The organism is Sphingomonas sp. Root710, from assembly GCF_001429065.1.
Classification (GTDB): domain Bacteria; phylum Pseudomonadota; class Alphaproteobacteria; order Sphingomonadales; family Sphingomonadaceae; genus Rhizorhabdus.
In genome coordinates this window covers 56,517-82,180 of sequence record NZ_LMIB01000019.1, presented here as the reverse complement: position 1 = coordinate 82,180, position 25,664 = coordinate 56,517, and the positions used below count along the sequence as shown (strand labels likewise).

Below are 25,664 nucleotides of genomic sequence, written 5' to 3'. Positions count from 1 at the left end.
ATCGTAGGCCATGGTGGGCCGCCCATATTCCGGCGGCCCGCCCGGAGCAGATATGGAATCGACTACTGCTTTGTGATCGCGGTTACCTCGCCGGCATTGCCATCGAGCTTCAACTCGAAATTCACCTCATCGCCCACTTTCACGCTGTCGATGAGCGCCGGCGCGGCCTTGAACGCCATCGTCATAGCCGGCCAGTTGGCCTCGGCGATCGGGCCATGGTCGAGCGTGATCGTTCCGGCGGCCTTGTCGACGGCCGTCACCTTGCCGGTGCCCTTGGCCATCTTGGCGGTGGGGGACATCGCCATATTGTCCATGTCGCCAGCCATCGCGTTGGTTTCGGTAGCCGCCGGTGCCGCCGTATTCGTCGCTGCCGCCTCATTGGTCTCGGTCTTCGAGCCACAGGCAGCAAGGGCAGCGGTCAGGGCCAGGATGGACAGAGCGTGAACTTTCATTGCAGGTTCCTTTCGTGGTGCTTCATTGGGATAGAGGGTTGAGAAGACCGCCGCCTCAGAAGCAGATAGGCGGCGGGGATGACGAACATGGAGAGAAGCGGCGCGGTCAGCATGCCGCCGACCATGGGTGCGGCAATCCGGCTCATGACTTCCGAGCCGGCGCCGGAGCCGACGAGGATCGGCAAAAGCCCCGCGATAATGACGGCGACGGTCATCGCCTTGGGCCGGACCCTGAGCAGCGCGCCTTCGCGCACCGCTTCTGCAATATCTTCGTGCGACGGCCTCTCGCCCCGCGCCTCGAGGGCATCCCTGAGATAGATCAGCATCACGACGCCGAACTCCGCGGCCACGCCGGCAAGCGCAATGAACCCGACGCCAGTCGCGACCGACTGGTGATAGCCGAGCAGGTAGAGGATCCAGAAACCGCCGGTGAGCGCGAAGGGGAGCGTGCCCATGATGAGCACTGCCTCGTCGAGCCGCCGGAAGATGAGGTACAGCAGCAAGAAGATGATCGCGAGCGTCGCCGGCACGACGATCTTCAGCCGGTCGATCGCGCGCGCGAGATATTCGAACTGGCCCGAATAGGCGAGGCTGACACCCGACGAGAGCTTGACCTCGCGGGCCACCGCAGTCTGCAGATCATCGACCACCGAGGCGAGATCGCGTCCCCGGACGTCGACATAGACCCAGGTCGATGGCCGTCCGTTCTCGGTCTTCAGCATCGGCGGTCCGTCGCTGATCGCGATCTGCGCGACGCTGCCCAGCGTGATCTGCTGGCCCGATGGCGTGAGCACCGGAAGAGCGCGCAGTGCGTCCGGACTGTCGCGCAACTCGCGCGGGTAGCGGACATTGATGGGATAGCGCGCCAGCCCCTCGACGGTTTGGCCGACATTCTCACCGCCGATCGCGCCCGCGACGATCGCCTGGACATCGGAGATGTTGAGGCCATATCGCGCGGCGGCGATCCGATCGATCTGCACATCGACATAACGCCCGCCTGTCAGCCGCTCGGCGAGTGCGGAGCTCACTCCGGGCACTCCCTTCGCGACCCGTTCCACCTCGCGCGCGATATGGTCGATGGCGGCAAGATCCGACCCAGAGACCTTGACCCCGATCGGGCTCTTGATGCCGGTCGCCAGCATGTCGATCCGGTTGCGGATGGGCGGCACCCAGATGTTGGCGAGGCCGGGTACTTTCACGGTGCGGTCGAGCTCCTCGACCAGCTTCTCCGGAGTCATGCCGGGCCGCCATTGCTCGCGCGGCTTGAAGCGGATCGTCGTCTCGAACATCTCGAGCGGGGCGGGGTCGGTCGCGCTCTCCGCACGCCCCGCTTTCCCGAACACGCTCTGGACCTCAGGCACCGACTTGATCATGCGATCGGTCTGCTGGAGCAGCTCCGAGGCCTTGGCGGCAGAGAGCCCCGGCAGCGCCGAGGGCATGTAGAGAAGATCGCCCTCGTTCATCGCCGGCAGGAATTCGCCGCCGAGCCGGGACAGCGGCCAAGCGGTCGTCAGGAAGACCAGCCCCGCGAGGACGAGGGTCGCCTTGGGTTTCTTCAACACCCAGTCGATGGCGGGACGATAGGCCCGCGTCAGCGCGCGGTTGACCGGATTGGCCTGCTCGGAAGGAATCTTGCCCCGGATGAGCCAGCCCATCAGCACCGGAACCAGCGTCACGGACAGGATCGCCGCGGCCGCCATGGTGTAGGTCTTGGTGAACGCGAGCGGCGCGAAGAGACGCCCTTCCTGTGCTTCCAAAGTGAAGACGGGCACGAAGGACAGGGTGATGATGAGGAGCGAGAAGAAGAGCGCGGGACCCACCTCGCGCGCCGCGTCGGTGATCACCGTCCAGCGCGCCGCCCCGGCCAGCTCTTCACCGGGATGATCATGCTCCCATTGCTCGATCCGCTTGTGGGCGTTCTCGATCATCACGATCGCGGCGTCGACCATGGCGCCGATCGCGATCGCGATCCCGCCCAAGGACATGATGTTGGCGTTGACGCCCTGGAAATGCATCACGATGAAGGCGGCGAGGACGCCAAGCGGCAGCGTGACGATCGCGACAAGCGCCGAGCGCACGTGCCAGAGGAACAGCGCGCAGACGATCGCCACAACCACGAACTCTTCGGCAAGTTTGTGTGTGAGGTTCTCAATCGCGGCATCGATGAGGTGCGAGCGGTCATAGGTCGGCACGATCGCGACGCCGCGCGGCAGGCTCTTCTTTAAGAGCTCGAGCTTGTCCTGCACCGCCTGGATAGTGGCACGTGCGTCTGATCCCGAACGCAGGATGACGACTCCGCCCGCCACTTCGCCGTCGCCGTCGAGCTCGGCGATACCGCGGCGCATTTCGGGGCCAAGCTGGATGGTCGCGACGTCGCCGAGCGTTACCGGCACGCCGCCGGCCGCAGTGCGCAGCGGTATGGCGCGGAAGTCGTCGAGCGTCTGAAGATAGCCCGAAGCGCGCACCATATATTCGGCCTCGCCCAGCTCGAGGACCGAGCCTCCGGTTTCCTGGTTGGCCTGCCCGATCGCCGCGACGGCCTGCGCGTGGGTGATGCCGTAACCGGCAAGCTTCACCGGATCGAGCACGACCTGATATTGCTTGACCATGCCGCCGATGCTGGCGACTTCGGCCACCCCAGGCAGGCTCTTGAGCTCGTAGCGGAGGAACCAGTCCTGGAGCGACCGCAGCTGCGCGAGGTCGTGTCCGCCGGTCCGATCGACCAGCGCATATTGATAGACCCACCCCACCCCGGTGGCGTCGGGGCCGATCGCGCTGCGTGCGGTGTCAGGCAAGCGGCCCTGGACCTGGTTGAGATATTCAAGGACGCGCGAGCGCGCCCAATAGAGGTCGGTCCCATCGGCGAAAATGACATAGACGAAGCTGTCGCCGAAGAAGGAATAGCCGCGCACGGTCTTCGCCCCGGGCACCGACAGCATCGTCGTCGCGAGCGGGTAGGTGATCTGATTTTCGACGATCTGGGGGGCTTGGCCCGGATAGCTCGTGCGGATGATGACCTGGGTGTCGCTGAGGTCGGGCAGCGCGTCGATCGGCGTGCTGCGCAAGGCAAGGAGTCCGCCGAGGACGAGCGCCAGGGCGCCGAGCACTACGAACAGGCGGTTGTTAGCCGACCAGTCGATGAGACGGCCGATCATCGCGCCGCCTCGCGGCTCAGCGTGCGAACAACTGGACCTTCCGCCGCTTGGTCGAAGCCGAAGACGACGCGGTCGCCCTTCTTGAGCCCGCGCGCGAGCGCCGGGCTCCCCAGCTTGAACGTCATCGTCATGGCGGGCCATTTGAGCGCGGGGACAGGGGCGTGACTGAGGGTAATCCGGTCGCCCGCGATGCTTTCGATCCGGCCGCTCGCGCGATAGGCGCCGTTGGATGTCGTTTCCGGTCGCGGAGTTGGGGCTGCCCCGCCGATCGGGCGCGCCTCGATTCCCGAGAGGCTGGCCTCGGAGTCGATCAGGAACTGGCCGGAAGCGACGATCTTCTCCCCCTCGGCGAGGCCGGCAAGGATTTCGGTCTGGCCTCCTGACTCGGCGCCGGTCTGCACCTCGGCGGGCCGATAGCGCCCTTGCGCCAGCGCCAGCATGACGAGCGAACGCTTGCCGGTCCGAATGACCGCCTCCGAGGGGACGAGCAGTGCCGGCCGCGCAGCGTCGCCGAGATCGACCGAGGCGAACATGCCAGGGCGCAGGCGCCCGGCTCGGTTGGAAAGTTCGATCCGCACGGTGAGCGTCCGGCTTTCGGCGGCGACGCTTGGGAGGATCGCGGCGATGCGGCCGGTAAAGCGCTCGCCCGGATAGGCGGCGAGGGTCGCGGTCGCGCTCTGGCCCGGGCGAAGCCTGCCGGCCATCGCCTCCGGCACCGCGGCATTGAGCCACACCGTACCGAGCCCATTCACCTCGGCGAGTGTCTGACCGCTCGCGACCGTCATCCCGGCCCGGACGCCGAGCGTCTTGATCGTGCCGCCGGTCGGCGCCGAGATCGTCACCACATTATGCGGTCGCCCGCTCCGCTCGACTGCGGCGACCGTTCCGGTGGGCATGCCCAGCAAGAGCAGGCGCTGACGGGCCGCGCGAGCGAGGCCCACATCACCGATCCGCCGGACGGCCAGATATTCCGCCTGTGCGCCCGCCCATTCCGGCACCAGTATGTCGGCGAGCGGGGCGCCTGCCCCGATCACATCGCCCGGCGCGCGCGCATAGACCCGTTGGACGAAGCCGCCAGTTCGCGCCTGGACGATGGCGATGTCGCGCTCGTTGAACTCGATCGTACCGGTCGCCGCGAGGCTCGATCCCAGCGTGCCCGTTCGCGCCTCCGCGATGCGCAGGCCAAGCGATTGCGTGCGGCTTGGGTCGATCGCCACGCCGGTCTCGCCGCTCGCCGCTTCGTCGGCATATTTGGGGACAAGCTCCATATCCATGAAAGGCGATTTGCCCGGCTTGTCGAAATGCTGGCTCGGGACCATCGGATCGTACCAGTAGAGGATCTTGCGTCCGCTTTGCGCTGTTGCTCCAGGCGGAGACTCATGGCGCCAATTCGCGAGGCCATAGCCGAGGCCACCCGCCGCGAGTGCGAGCGCCGCGGCGGCCATGCCCAGCTGCGCGCGCGAGCTTGTGTCGAATTTCATTGGCTGTTCCCCCCAAAGGTGAAGACGAGCCGCACAGCATCGCGCGCGACTTCGGCCTCCCTGTCGAGCAATTGCAGTTCGATGTCGGCAAGCATGGTCTGGGCCTCGATCACGTCGAGCAGCCCGGCGCGACCCGCCGCATAGCTGGCCGTCTCGAGCTCAGCGCGATTGCGCGCGAGCGGCAGCAGCGTGTCGCGTGCGCGCATCCATTGCTCATGGTGCATGTCATGGTCGGCAAGGCCGGCTTCGAGATCGGCGAGCAGCGACCGGCGCATGTCCTCCTGCTCAGCCATCGCCGCGGCGGCGTTCGCGGTACTGGCGGCGATCATCGGGTCCTGCCGCCGTTTGGCAAAAAGGGGCAGGCTGACGGTGACGCCGGCCGAGACCATGTCGCCGTAGCGGTCGGCCCGGCGCTGGTAGGCGACATCGAAACCCCAGTCGGGACGCTTGTCGGCCCGGGCGACGGCGACGTCTGCCTCGGCCTGGGCGACACGGGCACTGGCGGCGCCGAGATCGGGATGCGTTGCTAAGGCGGCTCGCAAGGTCGTTGCATCGACCGTGAGCGCTGGGGCGTCGCCAACGGTTTCAGGCGCCGGCTCGCCGGTCCAGCGCGAAAGGAGCGCGCGCTGACGTCCCACTTCGGCGGCGAGCTCGCTCCGGCGGTCTTCCAGCACCGCGAGCGACTGCCGAACCTGCAGCGTCTGTGCGGGGCGGGCCGCGCCTGAGGCAACACCCGACTTTGCCGCGGAGGGAAGGGGGGCGAGCCGGGAAACTATGCCGTCGAGGGCGGCAAGACGACGCTCCGCATAGGCGAGATCGATCCAGGCCAGCGCCGTCGCCACCTTGACCCGCCTGCTCTCGGACAGAAAGGTTGCTTCCGCCGCCTGGACATCAGTCCGCGCTCTGCTTGAGCGCGCATGTCGCTTGGCGGCGTTGGGGACCTCCTGCGAGATCCCGACCCGCGCCATCGTCATGCTGTCTTCGACGAAGCTGCCCGCTGGCGGACCCGACACCGGGAAATTGTCGATTCCGAGTCCAAGCTTGGGATCAGGAAGCTGCCCTGCGGCGGGCAGCGCAGAACGACGCGCATCAGCCTCCAGCGCCTTGGCGCGAAGCGAGGGAGCCTGTGCCTCGGCTCGGGCGAGCGCTTCCTCAAAGCGAAGCTGCCCGGCGAGCGCGGGATTCGTGGTCAGAGCGAGCACAGGGACGGCTAAGAAGAAGGTACGCATGGAGGACTCCCATTGCAGAGGATCCCGGGCCGTGAAGGACAAATTATGAGTGCCAACGCGCGCCGACGCGGTATCTTCCGCGCCGGCGCGACGCGCCTGGCCTCATTGTTCTATCTTATCGGCCGGGATCCGTGGTTCAGCCGGCCGAAGACGACATGTGACCACCATGCATGGATTTCATGCAATCGGCCGCGCTCGTCTTCATCATGTCGCAGGCGCAGTTCGCCATCTGCGCGCTGTCGGGCACCCACACGCGCTTCTGCGCCGGGCCGGTTGCTCGCGGCCCATATTGCGGCACCGACTTCCATTCCCAGTGCCCTTGCGGCGCCCTGTTCTGGTCGGCAGCCCATGCGGGCGCGGCGAGGCTGAAGACCGCCAGCAGGGCGGCCAAAATCGACTTCTTGATCATCACGAATATCCTTGACTGTATGGAGAGGCATCGCGGGCGTCTGGACGCGACAAAAAGCCGCGCGCCTGACGGGCGCGATTGTTCAATCAGCCAAGGAGGGTGGGGGGCTCCGGCTCGGGTGCGTACTCGTGCCCCTGCAGGACGCTGACGGTGGTCCAGAAAATAGCCTGGTTGTGAATCCATGGCGATGCGGGCGCGGGCACTGCATTACCCAGCACGATTGGCACAACGCATCCCATCGCCCCGATACAATCGAGCGTAAGCCCCTTACACGGTGTTCCTTTTGGGGCGGGCTGCTGCTTGGCCATCATTGCCATGCAATCGGCGTCCATCGCCATCGCTGTGGGCGCACGCACCGCGACAGGCACGCCGTGCGCATAGGCCAGCTGCGCCCCGAAGAGGCCAAAGAGCGCTCCGACAAGGAGCAGAGAGGCGAGCAGGCGTTTCAAGACGTTTCTATCTATCGCAGGCGAATCTTTCCGACAATCACCATCTATCCTTGATGGCGCGCAAATATTCGTGTGCCTGACGGACCGAATGCGACGACGACATAGGGATCGCCGCGACGACCCGGCACCTCCATGCCCGGCGATCCCACCGGCATGCCGGCCACGGCAAGGCCAGTGACGCCCTTCGGGCGCTGGGCGAGCACCCGCTTCATGTCTGCGATGGGAACGTGACCTTCGAAGACCAGGCCGTCGATGACTGCGGTATGGCAGGAGGACAGCGAGGCCGGAACGCCGCGCGTGCCTTGGAAAGTGGCGCGAGACTGATCGTCTACCATCCTGATCTGCCGCCCGAACTGTGCGCGGACTTGTGCGGCCCATTGCTCGCAGCACCTACATCCCGGGTCGCGGTGAACCACGACCGGGCCCGCCGCATTTGCGGCGGTTGCCAAAAGCATCAATGCGGCTCCAAGCAGGTGGCGCTTCAGCATGTTCGGTCCTCTTTCCTTCATCTGCCTATACGCGGTCGGGAGAAGAACCCCTCGAAATATGTCGAGCGTCAATTGAGGCGCGCAAGGATGACCTTCATCTGTTCGATCTCGCGGCGCTGAGAGTTTCGGATTTCGCCGCACAGGCGCTTGACCTCTGCATCCCGGAGATTCGCTTCGCGGCACATCAGGATGGCGCCTGAATGATGTGGGATCATCGAACGCAGGAAGGCGACGTCGTCGATTGTCGTTTGGGATCGGATCAGCGCGAATGACCCAAAGAAAACGGCCACCGATACGACGATGATCGCAAGATTGGCGGAGCGCGACGCAAACATGTGCTTCATCGCCAGAATCATCAGCACCACCATGGGTGCTACCATCATCAGCGTCATGTAGAGCATGTTGAGATTGTTGTAGAAGCTGTCGAGGCTGTCGATCATGACGAACATCACGAGGTACATGATGACGGCGCCGATCAAGGTCTGCACGGCAAGACTCAAATAGCCATTCATCTTGCTGCCTGCGTTCTGCGAATGGTCCATCTCACTCTCCTATCGGTCCCGCCCGGATATCAGTCCGCCTCACGTCCTCGGTGAGCGCTCAGAACCAGATTCGGACGCCAGCGACAAAACTCGTCGTTGTCGGATCTTCCCCGTCGTCGCGCGCGTAACGGGCGGTCTGGCCGCTTTTCGCGTCGTAGGACACACCCACATAGGGCGCGAGCTTGCGCGTGATTTCATAGCGCAGCCGCAAGCCCAGCTCGGCATTGGAAAGACCGGCCCCGATGCGATTTTCCGGTACGTCTTGCGCAGCGAAGTTCAGTTCGACCCTAGGCTGCAAGACCAGGCGCTGGGTTAGGCGCTGATCATAATAGCCCTCGACGCGCCCGAGCAGGTCGCCCTTGTCCGAGAGGAAGACAGCGCCCTCGACCTCAAACCAATAAGGGGCAAGCCCTTCGAAGCCAAGCACGGCATAGGCGCGTGAGGGATTGGGCTTGAAATCGTAGCGCACACCTGCCTGGAGATTGAAATAGGGTCCTATCGCGCGGCTGTAGAGCGCCTGGATCTCTGCGGCTTCTACGCCGTCGCGGAAAGCGCCTTCTCCTTCGGTTTTAAGCGTCAGCCGGTTGATGTCGCCGCCGAACCAAGCCTCGCCGTCCCACCGATAGCCGTCACGGCCTTTGCGGGCCTGATATTCGGCAAGGTTGAACATCACCTGCGACAGCGTCTGGCCGCCTTCTTCTGCCATCATTTTCCGGCGCGCCAGCGCCATTTCGGCCGGGGGAAACTGGCGATCGGCATAATGGTCCATTGGTGGCCTTGGAGCCGGCACGCTGCCGGCAGGCAGTGCCGTACCGGTCGGCTGCATGGTCGGCATCGCGCTCATGTCGTGGCCGGCATGCTCGTTTTGCATGTCCATGCCCGGCATGGCGTCATCACCCATGGTCTTTGAGGGGTCTTCGGACATGCCCGGCATGTTGGAGTGATCCATGCCCTGCATATCATGACCCTGATGCGCCGCCGGTAGCTGGGCAGGCTTGGGAGGCTCGCGCCTCACCGGGCGCGCCGCAGGCGCTGGTCGACGGGGTGCCGGTTTTCGCACCTTGGGCTTGGGCTTTGCAGCCTGTGGCTGTGCCGTCGGCATCGACATCCCCGGCATGTTGTGCATCGAATGATCCTGCGCCAACGCGGGTGCTGTGAGGACCATGGCGGACGATGCGGCGAGGAGAGCAGCGAGCCGCGTCATGCTGCCTCTCCTTTGGGACGGACGCTGACGATCCGCATCATGCCGGCATGCATGTGATAAAGTAGGTGGCAGTGGAAGGCCCAGTCGCCGACGGCGTCTGCAGTGAAATCCCAGGTCACCTTCCCGCCCGGCTGAACGATCACAGTATGCTTGCGCGGCCCATGATCGCCATGGCCGGTCACCAGCTCGAAGAAATGGCCATGAATATGGATAGGATGTCCCATCATGCTATCGTTGATCAGGTTCACCCGCACACGCTCGCCCTCGATGAACGGAATGGGCTCATGCACGTCGGACATCTTCTCGCCATCGAAGGACCACATAAAGCGCTCCATGTTGCCGGTGAGATGGATGTCGATACTGCGAGACGGCGCGCGCACGTCGGGATTGCGGTCGAGCGCCATCAGGTCCTTGTAGACGAGGACCTTGTGACCGACGTCCTCGAGACCCTGGCCGGGTTCGCCAGTCCGATCCATTGGCATCGGTGAGATCGTCTGGACACCCGGGCCGCGCTTGACCTGAGGTGCGTTGGAGAAGTCGCGCATGTTCATCGCGCCCATATCCGTCGATCCCATGTCATGGCCCGCCATGGGCTGACTGCCGGCCATCGCACCATGGCCCATCGCCGCGTGATCCATGCCCGCCATCTGCGGCTTGGTGCTTTGGATGGCCGCTCCGGCAGCGACGCCCGAAGCAAGTCGCCCCGACGCATTTTTCTCCGCTGTCGGATCGACCCCGCGAGACGAGTTCATGCCACCCGACATGTCCATGCCTTCCATGCCCTGCATGCCGGACATATCCATCCCCATGTCCTTCATCGTCGTGATGGGACGCTTTCGAAGAGGTGGAACCGGCGCGGTCATGCCGGCCCGAGGTGCTAGGGTTGCCCGCGCCATACCGGAGCGGTCGATCGCCTCGCCGACGAGCGTGAAGGCCTTGTCTTCGGACGGCGTGACGATTGCATCATAGGTCTCTGCAACGCCGATCTGGAACTCGTCGACCTCGATCGGCATGACATTTTGGCCGTCAGCCTGGACGATGGTGAGGCGTAGCCCCGGAATGCGGACGTTGAACGTCGTCATCGCGGAGGCATTGATAAACCGCAGACGGACCCGCTGGCCTGGCGTGAAAAGCGCAGTCCAGTTGTCAAACGGCCCATGGCCATTGACGAGATAGGTATAAGCGGCGCCTGTGGCGTCGGAGACGTCGGTCGGATCCATCCGCATCGCTCCCCAATCGACCCTATCCTTGAGCCGTTGGTCTTTGCCTGCGAGCAGACCGGCAAGTGTCTGCCGCTGGAAATTGAAATGGCCTGGATCAACCTTCATGCGCCGAAAGATCGCCTCTGGCGAAAGCTGGCTATGGTCGGACAGAACGATGACATGCTCGCGGTCGGACTGGACGGGGTCGGCGCCTGCAGGATCGATCACGATCGGGCCGTAATGTCCAAGCTGCTCCTGGAGGCCGGAATGGCTGTGGTACCAATAGGTGCCGTTCTGACGGACGGGAAACTCGTAGAGATAGCTCGATCGCGGCTTAATTCCCGGAAACGACACGCCAGGAACGCCGTCATGTTGGGGTGGCACGAGAAGGCCATGCCAGTGAATCGAGCTGTCTTCGTCGAGATCGTTGATCACGTTGAGCCGCACTGTCTGGCCTTCACGAAGGCGGATCAGCGGGGCCGGCACGGTGCCGTTGATGCCGATCGCGGCTGACCGGCGCCCATCGATCGTCATCGTTTGTCGTGCGATCTTCAGCGTTATATCGGTGCCCGATACGGTTGGAATCGGCACGGTGAGCCCCTCGGAAACCGGTTGGGCCCATGCCGGCAGCCACGCCGCCAGCGCGGCCGTCCCGCCTGCAAACCCGGCGCCTCGCAAAAAGCTCCGCCGGTCGAGGGTTGAAAGGTCCATTGCGCTTGATCCCTGTCCTGAACTCTCAGGGGTTACGCAGGGTCGGCATCAAACCCTCAAAATTTCTGCCAGTTTTGCACGGGCGCGATAGAGCCTGGTTTCCACCGCCTTCTCGCTGATTTCGAGTACGCCCGCACTTTCGACTTGGCTCATGCCTTCGATCGTTCGCAGGACGAGCACATCCCTGAGGCTTGCAGGCAGCATAGCAATCGCGGCCATTGCTCGTTCAAGTTCGCGACGATCGTCGAACCGGACGTCGGCCGAGATCCCGGGATCGGCGACGTCGATCGCTTCCTCGAGGGGCCGTGCAAAGGTAAAGAGACGGCGGACGGCGCGGCGGCGAGCCCAGTCGCGCGCTTTGTTGATTGCGATCCGCGAGATCCAGAGCCGAAACGGCCGTTCGCCGTCATAGCTGCGCAGCGCGGCGAAGGCCGCGATGAAGCTCTGCTGGGTAAGGTCTAGAGCGGCATCCGCGTCTCCGGTATGACCGCGCAGCAGGCGAAAGATGCTCTCCCGGTGGCGCCGCATCAACTCGCTATAGGCCGGCTGTCGCCCACCCAGCGCAAGCGCAGCGAGCTCGCCGTCCGAGCAGGCGGCGAGATCAAGGCTCACGGTTCCTTGGCCGTGAGCGCCTTTACGACGGCCGCATCAAATTTGGCGGCTTGGTCGGGTTTCAGGACCGCTCGCATGGCGAAGATGTGCTCGAGCGTTTCCTTCTGAAGCTGACCCATCGCCTGATGCGACCGATCGACTGCTGCGCCCACCGCGGGACCATAGCCATGTTCGGCCTGGATGGCGTCGGCGAGCCGCGCATTGTCCGCCCGCAGTTCGAGCTCCAGCGCCTGTTTGCGGACTGCGAAACGGCGTTCGATTTCGTCCATGCGCGCTTGTTGCGCACTATCGAGGTCGAGCTCGTGGTGGAGCAGTGCATGCAGTTCAGTTTCGACCGGGGTTGGCGGCACGATGAACGCCCGACCAAGGAAGGCGCCGACAATCGCGGCCAGGAAGGCGATCACAGCAATCAGCAGGAGGCGACGGCGATCGGTCATTCGCTCGTCCCGAGCAGCGTCGAGGGCGCCAGGGCCGGCGGCGCGCCGAAAGGCGCGATCGATGCCACCCGAGTCTCGCGCGCCGGTATGACGGAGCCCAGAAGTCCGACGGAAAGGGCCACACCGGCGGCGATCCCGAAGACGGCTCCCGACAAAGGCGCGCCATGCCGGCGCTGGTAGGCAAGCGCGTCGATCACAGCGCCGTCGATTGTCTCCAAACGCGGATCGACCGGAAGCTCTCTTAAGCAGCTCAGTGCTGTATCAACGTCCATCATCTCGCTACTCCCACCCCTGCGACTGGATTTACGCATCGTAGCGAAAAATCCCTCATCGCCAATCGAGCGGGCATCGATGAGGGGTCGGCACCTGATCTGCGTAATGCTCATCGAACGCGAAGGAGATGTTCGATGAAGACCAAGACCCTACTCGCCGCCGCGCTCGCGGCCCTTTCACTCGGTGTGTCGGCGCCGGCACTGGCGCATCCCAAGCTCGTGAGCTCATCGCCTGCCGCGACCGCGACCGTGGCCGCGACAAACCGGCTCACCTTGACGTTCAGCGAGCGTTTGATGCCGCAATTGTCCGGCATCGACCTTGCGATGACTGGCATGCCCGGAATGGCCAATCATGCCCCGATGAAGATTGGCGGTGTGCAGACCACCGTTGGGGAAGATGGCAAGACGCTGATCGCAGCTTTGCCGCGTCCGCTCGCCGCCGGCACTTACAAGCTGGATTGGCACGTCGTCTCGGTCGACACCCACCGCATCGCGGGTAGCCTGACCTTCACGGTTCGTTAAATGGCGGACTGGCCGCTCATTGCGATCCGTTGGGCGCTCTATGCGGATCTCGGGCTGCTGTTCGGATTGCTCCTCTTCACGCTCTACGCCCTGGCTGGCGACGAGCGTGAGAGGTTGCTGCGCCTCCGCGGGTGGACGATGGCGCTGGCGGTGCTGGGCGTGCTGCTGAGCGCTTATGGTTTCCTGCAGTCCGCTGCTGCCATGCTTGGGACGGGTATCGAGGGTGTCGATCGTGTCAGCGCGCTGATGCTGCTCACGGAGACAAATGTTGGATGGGCGCTGCTCGCGCGCCTAGTGGTCCTGACCATCTTAGGCATTGCTGCCTTGACCCCTGTGTTGCGCCGGATGGCTGGGCTCGTGCTCCTGACCTTTCTTGCCGCCATAGCTGTCGCGAGCCTCGTCTGGTCAGGCCACGGCGCTGCCACCGAGGGACCAGCGGGAATGGTCCATTTGGTCAGCGACATTATTCATCTGCTGGCTGCTGCGGCCTGGATCGGCGCCTTGGGCGCCTTCGTCCTTATCGTATCGCGGCGGCCTCAAACACCCGAGACCCTCAACGCGGCGCATCGCGCGCTCGCCAGCTTTGCGACAGTCGGAGCGATCATTGTGGGCTTGATCGTAGCGACCGGGCTGGTGAACAGCTATCTTCTGGTCGGCCCACGAAATGTGTTGAGGCTTGCAGAGAGCGACTACGGCCGCCTCCTCCTCATCAAGCTCACCTTGTTTGCCATTATGCTGGGGTTGGCGGCGGGCAATCGGTTTCGGCTAACACCGGCGCTTGGCAAAGCGATTGGTAGAGATAGCACCGCGGCGAGCGTTGCGCGCTTGAAACGCAGTCTGTGGATCGAAACCTGCGCCGGCATCCTGATCCTCGGACTGGTTGCCTGGCTAGGAACGCTGCCGCCGCCAGCTTCAGGAGGATCGTAGAAACGGGTCTTGACCCTGACATAATGTCAGACCCTATATCGGCATGCGTCGGAAAGGAGACGGTTTATGACCGATTTGAAGAACGCGGCGCATGGAGGTCATGGTTGTTGTGGAGGCCATGCGCGTCACGCGCACGGCGAAGGCATGAAGACAGAGGTCAAGGATCCGGTCTGCGGGATGACCGTTGATCCGGCAAAGACGCCGCACCACGCTGTCCACCAACACCACGATTATCATTTCTGTAGTGCCGGTTGCCTCGCAAAATTCGAGGCGGATCCGGCGCACTATCTCGCTGCCGAACCGCCCGCGCCAGTCGAGGCCGCCCCGGGAACGATCTGGACCTGCCCGATGCATCCGGAGATCCGGCAGGATCATCCGGGCGCCTGTCCGATCTGCGGCATGGCGCTCGAGCCGGAGATCGCCACCGCCGAGGCCGGGCCGAGTGCCGAACTTGTCGATATGACGCGCCGCTTCTGGATCGGCTTGGCGCTTACGATCCCGGTGCTCGTGCTCGAGATGGGCGGCCATCTCTTTCCGGCCCTCCATCACGTCGTCTCCGAACGCGCCTCCACGTGGATTCAGCTCCTTTTGGCGACGCCCGTCGTGCTGTGGGGCGGTTGGCCCTTCTTCGAGCGCGGCTGGATGTCGCTCAAGACGCGCCATCTCAACATGTTCACCTTGATCGCGATGGGAACGGGCGTCGCCTGGGCCTACAGCCTGGTGGCGACCCTCGCGCCCGGCATTTTCCCGGCCGCCTTCCGCGAGAACGGCACGGTCGCGGTCTACTTTGAGGCCGCCGCCGTCATCACGGTGCTGGTACTGCTCGGCCAGGTCCTCGAACTCAGGGCGCGTGAGCGCACCTCCGGCGCCATCAAGGCGCTGCTCAATCTCGCGCCCAAGACCGCTCGGCGGCTCGCAGCGGACGGGCATGAGGAAGAAGTTTCCCTTGACCTGATTGCCGTCGGTGACCGGCTGCGCGTGCGGCCGGGCGAGAAGGTCCCGGTCGACGGCGTGATCGAGGAGGGTCGTTCGGCCATCGACGAGTCCATGGTGACGGGTGAATCCATGCCCGTCGCCAAGGAGGTGGACGCCGCCGTTATTGGCGGCACGCTCAACCAGAGCGGCGCTCTCGTGATCCGCGCCGAACGAATCGGCCGCGACACCATGCTCGCGCGGATAGTCCAGATGGTCGCGGAAGCGCAGCGCTCGCGTGCGCCGATCCAGCGGCTAGCCGACCAGGTCGCAGGGTGGTTCGTACCGGCGGTGCTTGGCGTCGCGGTGCTGGCTTTTGTCGCGTGGGGCGTCTGGGGACCCGAGCCGCGGCTCGCCCATGGGCTGATCGCCGCAGTCGCAGTGCTCATCATCGCCTGCCCGTGTGCGCTTGGACTTGCGACGCCGATGTCGATCATGGTTGGCGTTGGGCGGGGTGCTGGACTTGGTGTGCTGATCAAGAACGCCGAGGCGCTGGAACGCCTTGAGAAGGTCGAGACGCTGATCGTCGACAAGACCGGAACGCTGACGGAAGGAAAGCCGTCGGTCACCCGGATCGTTACCGCGGAAGGCGTCGAGGAGGGAGAAGTGTTGCGCCTGGCGGCGGCGGTCGAGCGCGCCTCGGAGCATCCGCTGGCGCTGGCGGTGGTAGCGGCGGCGACGGGGCGAGGGATCAGCATTCCAGCGGTCTCGGATTTCGACGCACCGACCGGCAGAGGCGCGATAGGAACGGTCGAAAACCGGCGCGTGACGCTCGGCAACGCGCGTATCATGCGCGAAAGCGGCATTGATCTGGCCGCGATGGAAGCGGCGGCCGACGAGCTACGCCGCGACGGCGCCACCGCCATTTTCGTGGGCTTCGACGATCGCGTCGCGGGCGTGCTCGCAATCGCTGATCCGATCAAGGCGACGACACCCGAAGCGCTTGCAGGGCTGCGTGCGGCCGGGATCAAGGTGGTCATGCTAACTGGCGACAACCGCACGACCGCCGAAGCCGTCGCGCGCAAGCTCGGCATCGACGCGGTCGAGGCTGAAGTGCTGCCCGACCAGAAGAGCGCGGTGATCGAAAAGCTGAAGCGGGAAGGTCAGATAGTCGCGATGGCAGGCGACGGCGTCAATGACGCCCCGGCGCTCGCCGCCGCCGATGTCGGCATCGCCATGGGTTCGGGGACCGATGTCGCGATCGAGAGCGCTGGCGTGACGCTCTTGAAGGGTGATCTCACCGGCATCGTGCGGGCGCGAAGGCTGAGCGAAGCGACTATGTCCAACATTCGCCAAAATCTGTTTTTCGCTTTCATCTACAACGCGGCTGGCGTGCCGGTCGCAGCGGGCGTGCTCTATCCTGTCTTTGGAATTTTGCTCTCGCCGATCATCGCAGCCGCCGCGATGGCCTTGTCGTCAGTCAGCGTGGTCGGCAATGCGCTTCGCCTCAATAGGGTGAAACTATGAACATCGGCCAAGCCTCGGAGGCGAGCGGCGTGTCTCAGCGCATGATCCGTCACTATGAAAAGATTGGCCTGATTCCGCCGCCGCCCCGTCGCGACAGCGGGTATCGCGACTACGCGCCGGACGATGTGCATCGGCTCTCCTTCATCTCTCATGCGCGTGACCTGGGTTTCCCGATCAACGAGATCGAGGAACTTTTGTCCTTGTGGTCGGATAGGAGCAGGGCCAGCGCCGATGTGAAGACGTTGGCTCTTGCCCGCGCCGAAGAACTTGGACGAAAGGCCCGCGCGCTTGAGGCGATGCGTGCTTCGCTCCTCGACCTAGCGTCACGATGTCGGGGTGATAGCCGGCCCGAATGCCCGATCATCGACAGGCTACAAGCCGTCTAAGAGTGGCCAAGCACCAATACCCTCACCCAGTCAGGGCAAGCTCGCCTTGTACGGGCAGATTCGGCGTGGAGCTGATTCCCGGCACTAGACGCAGAGCATCGCCGACAAGCGTATAGACGGCGTGGCGTTGCGCGCCGCGGTTTCGATGGTCGACGCGGTAGCCTTGGTAATGCCGGCGCAGCAGACCGGCGTTCACAAGTTCGGAAACGGCGCGGCTGAGGTTGCTCTTCCCGGCTGTGCGGACACGCGCGCGCATCTCCTCCGCGATCACGCCGCGCCTTTTCTCCGGATCGCCGGGGAGCAGTCCGTTTCTAGCGAGGTCGCTCTCGACCCGCTCGGCCAGCGTGATGCTGCGCGGACCACGCTGGGCCATCGGCGTCAATGCGTCGCATAGCCAATCGCGCAGGGAAACGAGCCCATCGTTCCGCCTGACCCAGGGACCGGCGCTGCCATCTGGCCCAGCCACCTGGGCGATCAGGTTGAGCAGCATGAAGGCATAACGGGGCCGGCTCGATACGGTCGCCAGCGTCTCGAGCACGGCCGCGACATCACAGCGAATGGAGGGTTCAAGAGGCTTGCCTGCATGAAACATAACATGATGGAATCAAGCACAAAGCAGGATCAATGTGAATCCCAAATCGGCGGCCGCAGACGGGTTGTCAGCTATGACACTTTGCCGGCAGATAAAGTGTCATAGGCGATCCATTCTGATCGTAGATTATTGCGAATCGTTCTCAACTCGTCCTGATAATCGCGGCGCTCGCCGCTTAGGTCTGGACGAGGAGTCGTCTCGCGGACGAGCTTCTACCCTCTATGGCGAACAAGATAAAAGACTGCGGCCGCCTCGATGATCTCACGCGCTTCGCGACCGAATGTGGGCGCGCTGAAAATCTCGGCGAACTGCATGGAACGATCGACGCGGCCGCGCGGGAATTCGGCTTCCGCTGGTTCACGCTGCTGCATAACGTCGATCTTCGGCGCGGAGGCGAGCAGGCTCTATTCCTCACGACCTATCCCTCGGCCTGGCTCGAGGAAGTGCTCGAAGAGCGCCATTATCTCGAAGATCCCATCCATGCGGCCTGCGCACGCACCCCTTCAGGGCTCGCCTGGGACCGGATCGGCGATGTGCTGGAGCTCACGCCGCGGCAGCGAAGCATCCTCGAACGCGCCAGGGACCATGACCTTGCGTCCGGCTATAGCTTGCCGATCCGGACCCCGGGCGAGCCCGAGGCGATCTTTACCGCCGCCCGATCGCGCGACGAGCCGCTCAGCGCAGAGGAGATACTGACCGCGCGTCTGCTCGGCTCGGTCGCTTATGATCGTGCCCGCGAGCTGCTGGGCGCGGCAGCGAAGACATTGACCTGCGTCCCGCTCAGCCCACGACAGGTCGAATGCATCGCACTCGTCGCGCAAGGCAAAAGCGACTGGGAGATCGGCCAGATCCTCGGCCTCAGCCGCGACACCGTGCACGAATATGTTGAATCGGCCCGCAGGCGTTATGGCGTGCGACGACGCACGCAGCTGGTGCTGCGCGCGGTTCGCGATGGTCATCTCAACATGGAAGCGCTGCTCTGATCTCGCCGGCCATGTGATGATCGGGCTTGGGCAAGTTCAGGATTTTTGCGCTGTCGCTGGCGCGATCAAGGACGCTGCGGCCTTGTCGGACCTGATGGCCGAAATCACGAAGGCCATGGGCTTTCGGCACTATGCCCTGGTCCATCACGTCGACCTGAAGCCTGCGGTTCGCTCGGTCCACATCGTCGACTATCCACAAGACTGGGTGGAGCGCTTCCAGGCGAGACGTCTCTATGCGAGCGACCCGAGCTCGAATATCTCGTCAACGTGATGTGGCCGATTTCGCCGTTCAAGGCTGAAAATGGGGCAACGCTGATCTGGCCGGGGAGCCACAATGGCGGGCAGGGTGACGACAACACGGAGCCGGTCGCCATCGAAGCCGATCCGGGATCGGCGATCATATTTCTGGGATCGACCCTCCATGGCGCCGGCTCGAATCAATCAAACGCGGTGCGCCGAGGCATCATCGTCAGCTACTGCCTCGGCTGGCTGAAGCCCTATGAGAACCAGTGGCTGACCTATCCGCCCGAGGTGGCCAGCGCATTCGATCCCGAGCTTGCCGCGCTGGTCGGCTACCAGCAGCACCGCCCCAATCTCGGCAATTATGACGGGCAGTGCCCGTCCATCCTGCTCGGCGGCGAACCGCCGGACCATCTCGCCGCAATCGATGCTCTCCGACCCGACCAGGAAGGCGCTCTGTCCGAATTCCTGCGACAGCAAACCGATCAACTCCCCCCGGCTGGGGGGATTGCCGAAATCGAGCGCGGTCGGAACAAAAGAGAGGTGAAATCCAACGGATAGCTGACGGCATTTCCCGACGCGGGAGCTGTCTCTCGCGGGGGAAGACCCGATGCAACGTGCGATATTCGGCATGGCGATGCTCGCCCTCGCCACAGCCCTTCCAAGCGCACCGGCAGCGGCGAATGACCTGGGCTGCCAGGTTCTCCTCTGTCTTTCCAATCCCGGTGGCGCGACCCAATACGCGCAATGCGTGGCGCCGATGACCAAGCTCTGGCAACGCTTGGCCACCGGCGGCGCCTTTCCCGGCTGTAGCGGCGGCGGCGTCGCCCGCACGAAGGTCTATGATCGCGATTCCACAGCTCGCCGGCGGGTGGTCATCACGTTCAACGATGGCCGCCGCCAGACCTTCTCGCTGGCCGGCATCGAGCGCCTGGACGGCGGCGACCAATGATCCTCGATGTCGCCACCCTTCTTTCGCTTGCAGGAGCTTGCGCACCGACGGTGGCGCCTGAGACGCTCATTTCGATCGTCCACACCGAGAGCCGGTTCAACAGTCTCGCAATCGGGGTCAATAGTCCCGGCGTGCGCGCGCCAAAGCCCGCGACCAAGGCGCAGGCAATCGCAGCGGCGCGCAGCCTGATTGGTCGAGGCTACAACATCGATCTCGGCCTGGGACAGATTAACAGCGCCAATCTCGGCTGGCTGGGGCTTTCGGTCGAAAATGCGTTCGAACCCTGCTCCAATTTGGCCGCCGCCGCCCGCGTCATCGCGACCAACTACCAGGCGGTCGCGCGCCTTGCCCCGAGCCGGGATCATGCGATCGCGACCGCCCTTTCGCTGTACAATACCGGCGACCGGCGGCGCGGCTTTCGCAACGGCTATGTCGCCAGGGTCTATGCCAGTGCGTCAGCCGTCATTCCGTTGATCCGGAGTACGGCGCCGGCGACCAGAAACTCGGTCGTTGCCCCAGCGGCTCCGGCCTTCGCTCCGCCACCCGACACCCCTGTTTCGCCACCGGCCGCAGCCGGGTGGAACACAGCGGCGAGGGCGAGCCAGGCCTCGCTCATGGTGTTTGGCGACGGGGCCGCATCTCAGAAAGGACAGCATCCATGACAGCAATCACCGCCCATCAGGGCGGACGGCGCCAATGGGCGCGACTTCTTCTGCGCGTCATCGGCGTGATGGCATTGGCGCTGCTTGTCTCGATGCTGCTGAGCGATCCTGCACACGCGCAGGGGGCTGACGGCATCACGTCGATGGCGGAGAACATCAAGACCTGGCTCACCGGGACTTTCGCCAAGACCATCGCGGTGATCGCGGTCGTGATCGTCGGGTTCATGTTTTTCACCGGGCGCGCCAGCCTCGGCCTTCTGGTGACGGTCATCGTTGGCATCTTCATCGTCTTCAGTGCGCAGTGGATCGTCGACACCATCACGGGTGGCGCGTGAAGGAGAGCGCCGCCCTGGACGAGCGGCTGCGCGAGGAGACGTTGTTTCTGGCGGTCACGCGCCCGACGATGTGGCTCGGCGTGCCGCTCGAAGCCTCGTTGCCGATCGCGCTTGCCGCCTGTCTCACTTTGATCGTCAGCGGCAACCCGCTCTATGCCGGCGCCATCGGAGGCGCCTGTCTCGCCGTCGCACGGCTCATCGTGCGGCACGATGCCAACGCCTTCCGGCTGCTGTGGCTCTGGACCATGACCAAGGCGCGAAGCCGGAACCGCGTCTGGTGGGGCGGCAGTTCCTATTCGCCGCTCCCGGTCGCGGGGCTGAAACGCAAGGGCTTTGCGCGTGGCTAGCGCGGCTGCCCAGCTCCCGCCGCGCAAGACGCCGTGGCGCATATTGCGGCAAGAGGCCGAGCCGGGTCGCTATCTGCCCTATGCGCGCCACGTGACATCGGAGGTGATCGCGCTCGATAGCGGCGACCTCATGATGATGTTCCGCCTTGAAGGGCTTGCGTTCGAGACCGCGGATCCGATCCACCTCAATGACTGGCACGAGAAGCTCAACGGCACCTGGCGCAACATTGCCGACGATCGGCTCGCGCTCTGGACCCACATCGTTCGCCGCCCGGTCGATGACTATCCCGAAGGCCAATTCCGCTCGGACTTCGCGGCCGATCTGGACGAAAAATATCGCGCGCGGGTGACTGCCAAGCGCATGTTCGTCAACGAGCATTATCTGACGCTGATCATGCGACCGGCGGTCGGCTCGGCCGATCGGACCGGGCTTCTCCTCAAGCGCATCGCCAAAGCCAGGGCGGCCGATGAGGAGGTCGACCCCGACGAGTTGGCCCGCTTCGAGGAGAAGGCGCGCGATATCGAAAAGCTCCTCCGGCGGTGCAGCCCCGCGCGGCTCGCTCTTTATGAGCAAAATGGCCTCCTATTCTCCAGGCCGCTCGAAGTGCTCGAGCAGGTCATGATGGGTGCCAAGGCCAAGGTGCCGCTGGTCCGAGGCCATCTTGGATCAGCACTCTACGGCGAGCGGGTGATCTTCGGACGCGAGACGGTCGAGATCCGCGCCCATGATGCGAGCCGCTGGCTGGGCATTTTCGGCATCCGGGAATATCCCGCGCTCACCCGTCCCGGTCAGATGAACGCTCTGCTCGGCCAGGATTTCTCGTTCGTCGTCTCACAGTCCTTCACCTTCATGGGGAAGGCGCGCGCGGCCGAAAGGCTGCGGCGCCGGCAGAACCAGATGGCTTCGACCGAGGACGCGGCAGCAAGCCAGGCGCTCGACCTTGAAGACGCCGCCGACGATCTTCAAAGCAATCGGTTCGTCCTTGGCGAACATCACTTCTCGCTTGGGGTGTTTGCCGAGAGCCAGAGGCGACTCGCCGATAATCTGTCGGCCGCGCGGGCCGCGCTCGCGGATGCTGGCCTGGTATCAGCGAGGGAAGGGCCGGCGCTCGAGGCGGCCTTCTGGGCTCAGCTTCCCGGAAATTTCGCGTGGCGGGCGCGGCCGGCGGCAATCACATCGCGGAATTTCGCCGCATTGGCGCCTTTTCATACCTACCCCGCAGGCCGGCCGAGCGGAAATCATTGGGGTCCGGCGATCGCGCTGATGAAAACGGCCGCGCAATCGCCCTACTATTTCAACTTCCATGTCGGGGATCTCGGCCACACGCTCATCATCGGTCCCTCGGGCGCGGGCAAAACGGTCGTTCAGAACTTCCTGATGGCGCAGCTCGAGAAGACGGGCGCGCAGCAGATTTTCATCGACAAGGATCGCGGCGCCGAGATCTACGTGCGGTCTGCTGGCGGGATCTATCTGACGCTGAAGAACGGGGAGCCAACCGGCTTCGCGCCGCTGCGGGCGCTCGAATATGGGCCGCGCAACCTCGTCTTTCTCGGTCGTCTGATCCGGCAGCTGGTGACGCCGCCCGGCAGCACGCTGGGCGTCACCCAGGAGCGCATGATCGACGAAGGCTTGGCGTCGCTCGGGCGGCTCGCGCCGGAGAACCGATCCATTCTGGCCCTGCGCCAGCTGCTCGGCCAGCGCGATCCGGAAGGCATCGGCGCTCGGCTTGAGAAATGGTCGCGAGGCGGATCGCTGGGTTGGGTGTTCGACAACGAGATCGATGCTTTGTCGCTCGATGCGCCGTTCCTCGGCTTCGACATGACCGACTTCCTCGACAATCCGGAAGTTCGCACGCCGATCATGATGTACATGTTCCATCGCATCGACGGCCTTCTGGATGGCCGCCGACTGGTGATCGACATCGATGAGTTCTGGAAGGCGCTGGGCGATGACGCTTTCCGCGCCTTTGCCCAGGATGGCCTGAAGACCTACCGCAAGCAGAACGCCTTCCTGGTTTTCGGCACGCAGAGCCCGGCCGATGCGCTGCGCTCGGATATCTCGCACAGTATCATAGAGCAGGTCGCGACCAAGATCCTGCTGCCAAACCCCTATGGGCGTGAAACGGATTATATCGACGGGCTGGGCCTGACCCAGGCGGAATTCAAGCTCGTCCGTCACGACCTGAACCCGGAATCTCGCCGCTTCCTCATCAAGCAGGGTCATGACTCGATCGTGGTGGAACTGGACCTGGGCGGCCTCTCCGACGAGCTCGCGGTGCTCTCGGGCACCACGGAAACCGTGACACTCCTCGATGCCATTCGCGCTGATGTCGGCGACGACCCGGCGAAATGGCTGCCTCTTTTTCACCAGCAGCGTCGGTCTGCATCGATCAGGAAAGGATGAGCTATGGGTAAGGGCATATACGCAGCACTTGGCGCCATCGCCCTTGGAATGGCGGGGCCTGCAGTCGCGCAAGGTATCCCCGTCTACGACAGCTCCGGCTATCTGCAGGCGCTGGCCACGGTGAAGAACACCCTGTCGATGATCGATCAGGGGAAGGAGCAGATCGCAGAAGCGAAGCAGCTCTATGGCAGCTTCAACCAGGTCACCGACGTCAACGGCATCGCATCATCTCTTTCCACCGATGCCATGCGCCACCTTCTGCCGCGGGAGGCCCGTGACATCAGCCGGCTGATGTCGTCGGACAATGCCAGCCTGGGCTCGCTCGGGAGCTCCGCGACCCGTATCCGGGACGCCAACCGTATCGCTTTGCCGGAATTGCGACCAGGTGCGTCGGCGTATGAGCGCGCTTCCCGCGACAACCTCTTGCGGAACGGCGACCTCGCAGCGCGCGATGCCGCGATCGCGGAGGCGGCCTATGGCGTGTCGGCCCAGCGTACCGCCGGGCTCGAAGAACTGAGAACCTCGCTGGATACGGCTTCGGACGCCAAGCAGGTCATGGATATCCAGGCGAGGGTAGGGGTCGAGAATGCCCATATCCAGAACGACGCCTTGCAATTGCAGGCGCTGCGAATGCGGCAAGAAGCAGACGTCCAGTTGCGATCACAGCGCGAAAGCGAAGCGATACTGGCGACGAAGCTAGAAAGCTTGTCGCAATGACCGCGAGAGCTTTGCTGCTTGGGTTTGCCGCAGCGGGAATGCTCGCAGGATGCGAGCGGGCACCGCGCGGGAAGGACTATCTAACCTCTCACCCGGAAGAGCTCAGAGGACTCGTCAAGGCCTGTGCCGACGGATCACATCCCAACGAACAGGAGTGTTCCAACGCTGAAAGCCTCCGGATTCTCGACAACAAGATGCGGTCGCTTTCGAAATAATCCAGCGCCTTGGAGCTTCGCATGGCCACGGACATGTTCAATTCACTTTACGCGAACGTTGATGGGAAGCTTGATCTTTTCCTCAACGAGCGTCTCCAAAACGTCGTAGAGGTTGTCCGTGGTCCGCTCGCTGTCGGGCTGGTTATCTACATCGCCCTGTTCGGCTACATGGTGATGCGGGGCATCATCAGCGAACCATGGGGTGAGCTATTCTATCGGATGGTGAAGCTCTGTCTGCTGTATGTTGCTGCGACGACGGTCGCCTATTCCGATTGGATCACGACGCCGCTCTTCCACGGAATGCCCGATGCGATCTCCCAAGCTCTCGCCGGTAAGACGATCGACACAGTAGGAGAGGCCTTCGACGACTATTACACTCAAAGTGATGCTATAGTTGCACGGATAGAGACTGAAGCCGCAACGTACAGCGACATTAACCCATATAAACTGGTCCTCTATGCGCTGAGCCTGGGGCTGAAGGCATTAGCTGGGCTCTCGGCAGCGGTTGGATTTGCTATTACTATATTTGCCAAAGTTGCGTTGGCGATCATTATCGCACTTGGCCCCATCTTCATCGCCCTAGCTCTCTTCGAGCCAACGAGGCGTTTTTTCCACGGCTGGCTGGGGCAAGTATTCAACTATATCGTTCTCCTTGCTGTAATCATAGCCATCACGACCCTGATCACAGACCTCGGAGCGGCTGCAACAGCAGCATCTGAAGGCGTCGTGGATACGGCTTTCGGTGCTGTCCTGTTTGCAGCGTACATATTTTTGGGCACGATCTTCTTCTTCCAGGCTCCAGCCATTGCAACGGGAATAGCCGGGGGAGCCGCTGCCGGCGTGGGTGCCTTCGCCGGAACGGCCTGGGGCACAATGGCATCTCCCTTCCGACAGCGTCGCGTCATGCGCAACAGCCGCAACTTGGAGCGCGCCGCTCACCGCGGCGGCACCATCGAAGCGGCGTAGCGAGGCATCTCATGGCTTTTTCTTCACCAATATTCGCGCCTAGCTTCCGCCGTAGCGTCACCTGCCTGGGCGTTGTTCTGGCTGCGCTCGGCGTCGTCGGCTGTGCATCCGGTCCAAAGAAGCTCGCGGTTTGCAATGGCCATCACCTGCGCGACGTGAACATCTATGGAAGCGTCTTACCGGGCTCACCTGTGCCTGCGACCACGGCGCCGAGAGCTGCGCCGCCCATACCGCCGCTATCGCATCCAAGAGACGGCGATCCACCCCCACCGCCCGCCGTGCCTTCCGCGTCATCTTCCGGAGACAAAGTATCGTTCGCACCAAGGGGACCGCA

28 protein-coding genes and 1 pseudogene are annotated in these 25,664 nt (G+C 63.8%); 15 read left to right on the top strand and 14 right to left on the bottom strand.

All coding sequences use genetic code 11. The annotated features are described in order from the left end of the window. Nucleotides 1–62: 62 nt before the first annotated feature. The 13 genes from ASE00_RS22105 to ASE00_RS22045 all read right to left on the bottom strand — a co-directional run bounded on the left by ASE00_RS22105 (nucleotide 63) and on the right by ASE00_RS22045 (nucleotide 12,646). Nucleotides 63–452: a copper-binding protein gene (locus tag ASE00_RS22105; RefSeq protein ID WP_056383934.1), complete on the bottom strand. Its 390-nt coding sequence runs from the start codon at nucleotides 450–452 to the stop codon at nucleotides 63–65. Then, on the bottom strand, nucleotides 449–3,607 hold the full coding sequence (locus tag ASE00_RS22100) for an efflux RND transporter permease subunit (RefSeq protein ID WP_056383932.1): 3,159 nt from the start codon (nucleotides 3,605–3,607) through the stop codon (nucleotides 449–451). The genes ASE00_RS22105 and ASE00_RS22100 overlap by 4 nt, the downstream gene beginning before the upstream one ends. Then, nucleotides 3,604–5,088 carry an efflux RND transporter periplasmic adaptor subunit gene (locus ASE00_RS22095; RefSeq protein WP_056383930.1) on the bottom strand — a complete coding sequence of 495 codons (1,485 nt, stop codon included), beginning with the start codon at nucleotides 5,086–5,088 and terminating at the stop codon, nucleotides 3,604–3,606. Before ASE00_RS22095 ends, ASE00_RS22100 begins: the two co-directional genes overlap by 4 nt. Next, nucleotides 5,085–6,359, bottom strand: coding sequence for a TolC family protein (locus ASE00_RS22090; RefSeq protein ID WP_321164043.1), 1,275 nt, complete (start codon nucleotides 6,357–6,359; stop codon nucleotides 5,085–5,087). The genes ASE00_RS22095 and ASE00_RS22090 overlap by 4 nt, the downstream gene beginning before the upstream one ends. A 94-nt stretch (nucleotides 6,360–6,453) precedes the next feature. Further along, entirely contained in the window at nucleotides 6,454–6,726 is a 273-nt protein-coding gene (locus ASE00_RS22085; protein ID WP_232016589.1) for a hypothetical protein, read from the bottom strand. Between the two features lie 86 nt (nucleotides 6,727–6,812). Beyond that, on the bottom strand, nucleotides 6,813–7,175 hold the full coding sequence (locus ASE00_RS22080; RefSeq protein WP_056383926.1) for a hypothetical protein: 363 nt from the start codon (nucleotides 7,173–7,175) through the stop codon (nucleotides 6,813–6,815). 44 nt (nucleotides 7,176–7,219) lie between these two features. Beyond that, nucleotides 7,220–7,663, bottom strand: coding sequence for a DUF411 domain-containing protein (locus tag ASE00_RS22075; RefSeq protein ID WP_056383964.1), 444 nt, complete (start codon nucleotides 7,661–7,663; stop codon nucleotides 7,220–7,222). 68 nt (nucleotides 7,664–7,731) lie between these two features. Continuing rightward, nucleotides 7,732–8,205, bottom strand: coding sequence for a DUF305 domain-containing protein (locus ASE00_RS22070; RefSeq protein ID WP_056383924.1), 474 nt, complete (start codon nucleotides 8,203–8,205; stop codon nucleotides 7,732–7,734). 58 nt (nucleotides 8,206–8,263) lie between these two features. Further along, complete coding sequence (locus ASE00_RS22065) at nucleotides 8,264–9,409, bottom strand: copper resistance protein B (RefSeq protein ID WP_056383923.1); 1,146 nt, start codon at nucleotides 9,407–9,409, stop codon at nucleotides 8,264–8,266. Beyond that, a complete protein-coding gene (locus ASE00_RS22060; protein WP_056383921.1) occupies nucleotides 9,406–11,322 on the bottom strand; it encodes a copper resistance system multicopper oxidase in 1,917 nt (638 codons plus the stop codon). The genes ASE00_RS22065 and ASE00_RS22060 overlap by 4 nt, the downstream gene beginning before the upstream one ends. Nucleotides 11,323–11,370: 48 nt before the next feature. Beyond that, entirely contained in the window at nucleotides 11,371–11,934 is a 564-nt protein-coding gene (locus ASE00_RS22055; RefSeq protein ID WP_056383919.1) for an RNA polymerase sigma factor, read from the bottom strand. Beyond that, entirely contained in the window at nucleotides 11,931–12,371 is a 441-nt protein-coding gene (locus ASE00_RS22050) for a periplasmic heavy metal sensor (protein WP_056383917.1), read from the bottom strand. Before ASE00_RS22050 ends, ASE00_RS22055 begins: the two co-directional genes overlap by 4 nt. Then, nucleotides 12,368–12,646: a hypothetical protein gene (locus ASE00_RS22045; RefSeq protein ID WP_145986286.1), complete on the bottom strand. Its 279-nt coding sequence runs from the start codon at nucleotides 12,644–12,646 to the stop codon at nucleotides 12,368–12,370. The genes ASE00_RS22050 and ASE00_RS22045 overlap by 4 nt, the downstream gene beginning before the upstream one ends. A gap of 132 nt (nucleotides 12,647–12,778) precedes the next feature. On the opposite strand from ASE00_RS22045, the gene copC reads away from it, so the two are divergent. From copC to cueR, 4 genes are all read left to right on the top strand, one after another. Next, nucleotides 12,779–13,165 (top strand): copper homeostasis periplasmic binding protein CopC, encoded by a 387-nt coding sequence (copC, locus tag ASE00_RS22040; RefSeq protein ID WP_056383913.1) that lies wholly within the window; start codon nucleotides 12,779–12,781, stop codon nucleotides 13,163–13,165. Then, nucleotides 13,166–14,092: a copper homeostasis membrane protein CopD gene (copD, locus tag ASE00_RS22035; RefSeq protein ID WP_056383911.1), complete on the top strand. Its 927-nt coding sequence runs from the start codon at nucleotides 13,166–13,168 to the stop codon at nucleotides 14,090–14,092. A gap of 66 nt (nucleotides 14,093–14,158) precedes the next feature. Further along, nucleotides 14,159–16,531 (top strand): heavy metal translocating P-type ATPase, encoded by a 2,373-nt coding sequence (locus tag ASE00_RS22030; protein ID WP_056383910.1) that lies wholly within the window; start codon nucleotides 14,159–14,161, stop codon nucleotides 16,529–16,531. Next, nucleotides 16,528–16,917: a Cu(I)-responsive transcriptional regulator gene (gene cueR / locus ASE00_RS22025; protein WP_056383908.1), complete on the top strand. Its 390-nt coding sequence runs from the start codon at nucleotides 16,528–16,530 to the stop codon at nucleotides 16,915–16,917. Before ASE00_RS22030 ends, cueR begins: the two co-directional genes overlap by 4 nt. 22 nt (nucleotides 16,918–16,939) lie before the next feature. Here cueR and ASE00_RS22020 read toward each other — a convergent pair whose 3' ends face one another. Continuing rightward, the gene (locus tag ASE00_RS22020) at nucleotides 16,940–17,509 is read right to left on the bottom strand and encodes a hypothetical protein (RefSeq protein ID WP_056383906.1); all 570 of its coding nucleotides are present in this window, start codon (nucleotides 17,507–17,509) and stop codon (nucleotides 16,940–16,942) included. A gap of 221 nt (nucleotides 17,510–17,730) precedes the next feature. Here ASE00_RS22020 and ASE00_RS22015 point away from each other — a divergent pair, with 221 nt between their 5' ends. The 11 genes and pseudogenes from ASE00_RS22015 to ASE00_RS21975 all read left to right on the top strand — a co-directional run bounded on the left by ASE00_RS22015 (nucleotide 17,731) and on the right by ASE00_RS21975 (nucleotide 25,330). Further along, a complete protein-coding gene (locus ASE00_RS22015; protein WP_056383903.1) occupies nucleotides 17,731–18,492 on the top strand; it encodes a helix-turn-helix transcriptional regulator in 762 nt (253 codons plus the stop codon). Then, nucleotides 18,392–18,763, top strand: coding sequence for an autoinducer binding domain-containing protein (locus ASE00_RS24350; RefSeq protein WP_082594898.1), 372 nt, complete (start codon nucleotides 18,392–18,394; stop codon nucleotides 18,761–18,763). Before ASE00_RS22015 ends, ASE00_RS24350 begins: the two co-directional genes overlap by 101 nt. Further along, nucleotides 18,739–19,279: pseudogene (locus tag ASE00_RS22010) on the top strand (phytanoyl-CoA dioxygenase family protein); the annotation flags it as partial. The gene ASE00_RS24350 and the pseudogene ASE00_RS22010, both read left to right, overlap by 25 nt. A gap of 63 nt (nucleotides 19,280–19,342) precedes the next feature. Continuing rightward, nucleotides 19,343–19,684, top strand: a complete 342-nt coding sequence (locus ASE00_RS22005; RefSeq protein ID WP_056383901.1) for a hypothetical protein — start codon at nucleotides 19,343–19,345, stop codon at nucleotides 19,682–19,684. After that, nucleotides 19,681–20,346 carry a lytic transglycosylase domain-containing protein gene (locus ASE00_RS22000; RefSeq protein WP_056383899.1) on the top strand — a complete coding sequence of 222 codons (666 nt, stop codon included), beginning with the start codon at nucleotides 19,681–19,683 and terminating at the stop codon, nucleotides 20,344–20,346. Before ASE00_RS22005 ends, ASE00_RS22000 begins: the two co-directional genes overlap by 4 nt. Next, nucleotides 20,343–20,681 (top strand): TrbC/VirB2 family protein, encoded by a 339-nt coding sequence (locus ASE00_RS21995; protein WP_009823963.1) that lies wholly within the window; start codon nucleotides 20,343–20,345, stop codon nucleotides 20,679–20,681. Before ASE00_RS22000 ends, ASE00_RS21995 begins: the two co-directional genes overlap by 4 nt. Next, on the top strand, nucleotides 20,678–21,028 hold the full coding sequence (locus tag ASE00_RS21990) for a type IV secretion system protein VirB3 (RefSeq protein WP_009823962.1): 351 nt from the start codon (nucleotides 20,678–20,680) through the stop codon (nucleotides 21,026–21,028). The genes ASE00_RS21995 and ASE00_RS21990 overlap by 4 nt, the downstream gene beginning before the upstream one ends. Next, the gene (locus ASE00_RS21985; RefSeq protein ID WP_414819872.1) at nucleotides 21,021–23,432 is read left to right on the top strand and encodes a VirB4 family type IV secretion/conjugal transfer ATPase; all 2,412 of its coding nucleotides are present in this window, start codon (nucleotides 21,021–21,023) and stop codon (nucleotides 23,430–23,432) included. The genes ASE00_RS21990 and ASE00_RS21985 overlap by 8 nt, the downstream gene beginning before the upstream one ends. A 3-nt stretch (nucleotides 23,433–23,435) precedes the next feature. Then, nucleotides 23,436–24,149 carry a type IV secretion system protein gene (locus ASE00_RS21980; protein WP_007683402.1) on the top strand — a complete coding sequence of 238 codons (714 nt, stop codon included), beginning with the start codon at nucleotides 23,436–23,438 and terminating at the stop codon, nucleotides 24,147–24,149. Beyond that, the gene (locus tag ASE00_RS24535) at nucleotides 24,146–24,364 is read left to right on the top strand and encodes an EexN family lipoprotein (protein ID WP_150132838.1); all 219 of its coding nucleotides are present in this window, start codon (nucleotides 24,146–24,148) and stop codon (nucleotides 24,362–24,364) included. The genes ASE00_RS21980 and ASE00_RS24535 overlap by 4 nt, the downstream gene beginning before the upstream one ends. A 21-nt stretch (nucleotides 24,365–24,385) precedes the next feature. Beyond that, on the top strand, nucleotides 24,386–25,330 hold the full coding sequence (locus tag ASE00_RS21975; RefSeq protein WP_007683405.1) for a type IV secretion system protein: 945 nt from the start codon (nucleotides 24,386–24,388) through the stop codon (nucleotides 25,328–25,330). The last annotated feature ends 334 nt before the right edge of the window (nucleotides 25,331–25,664 follow it).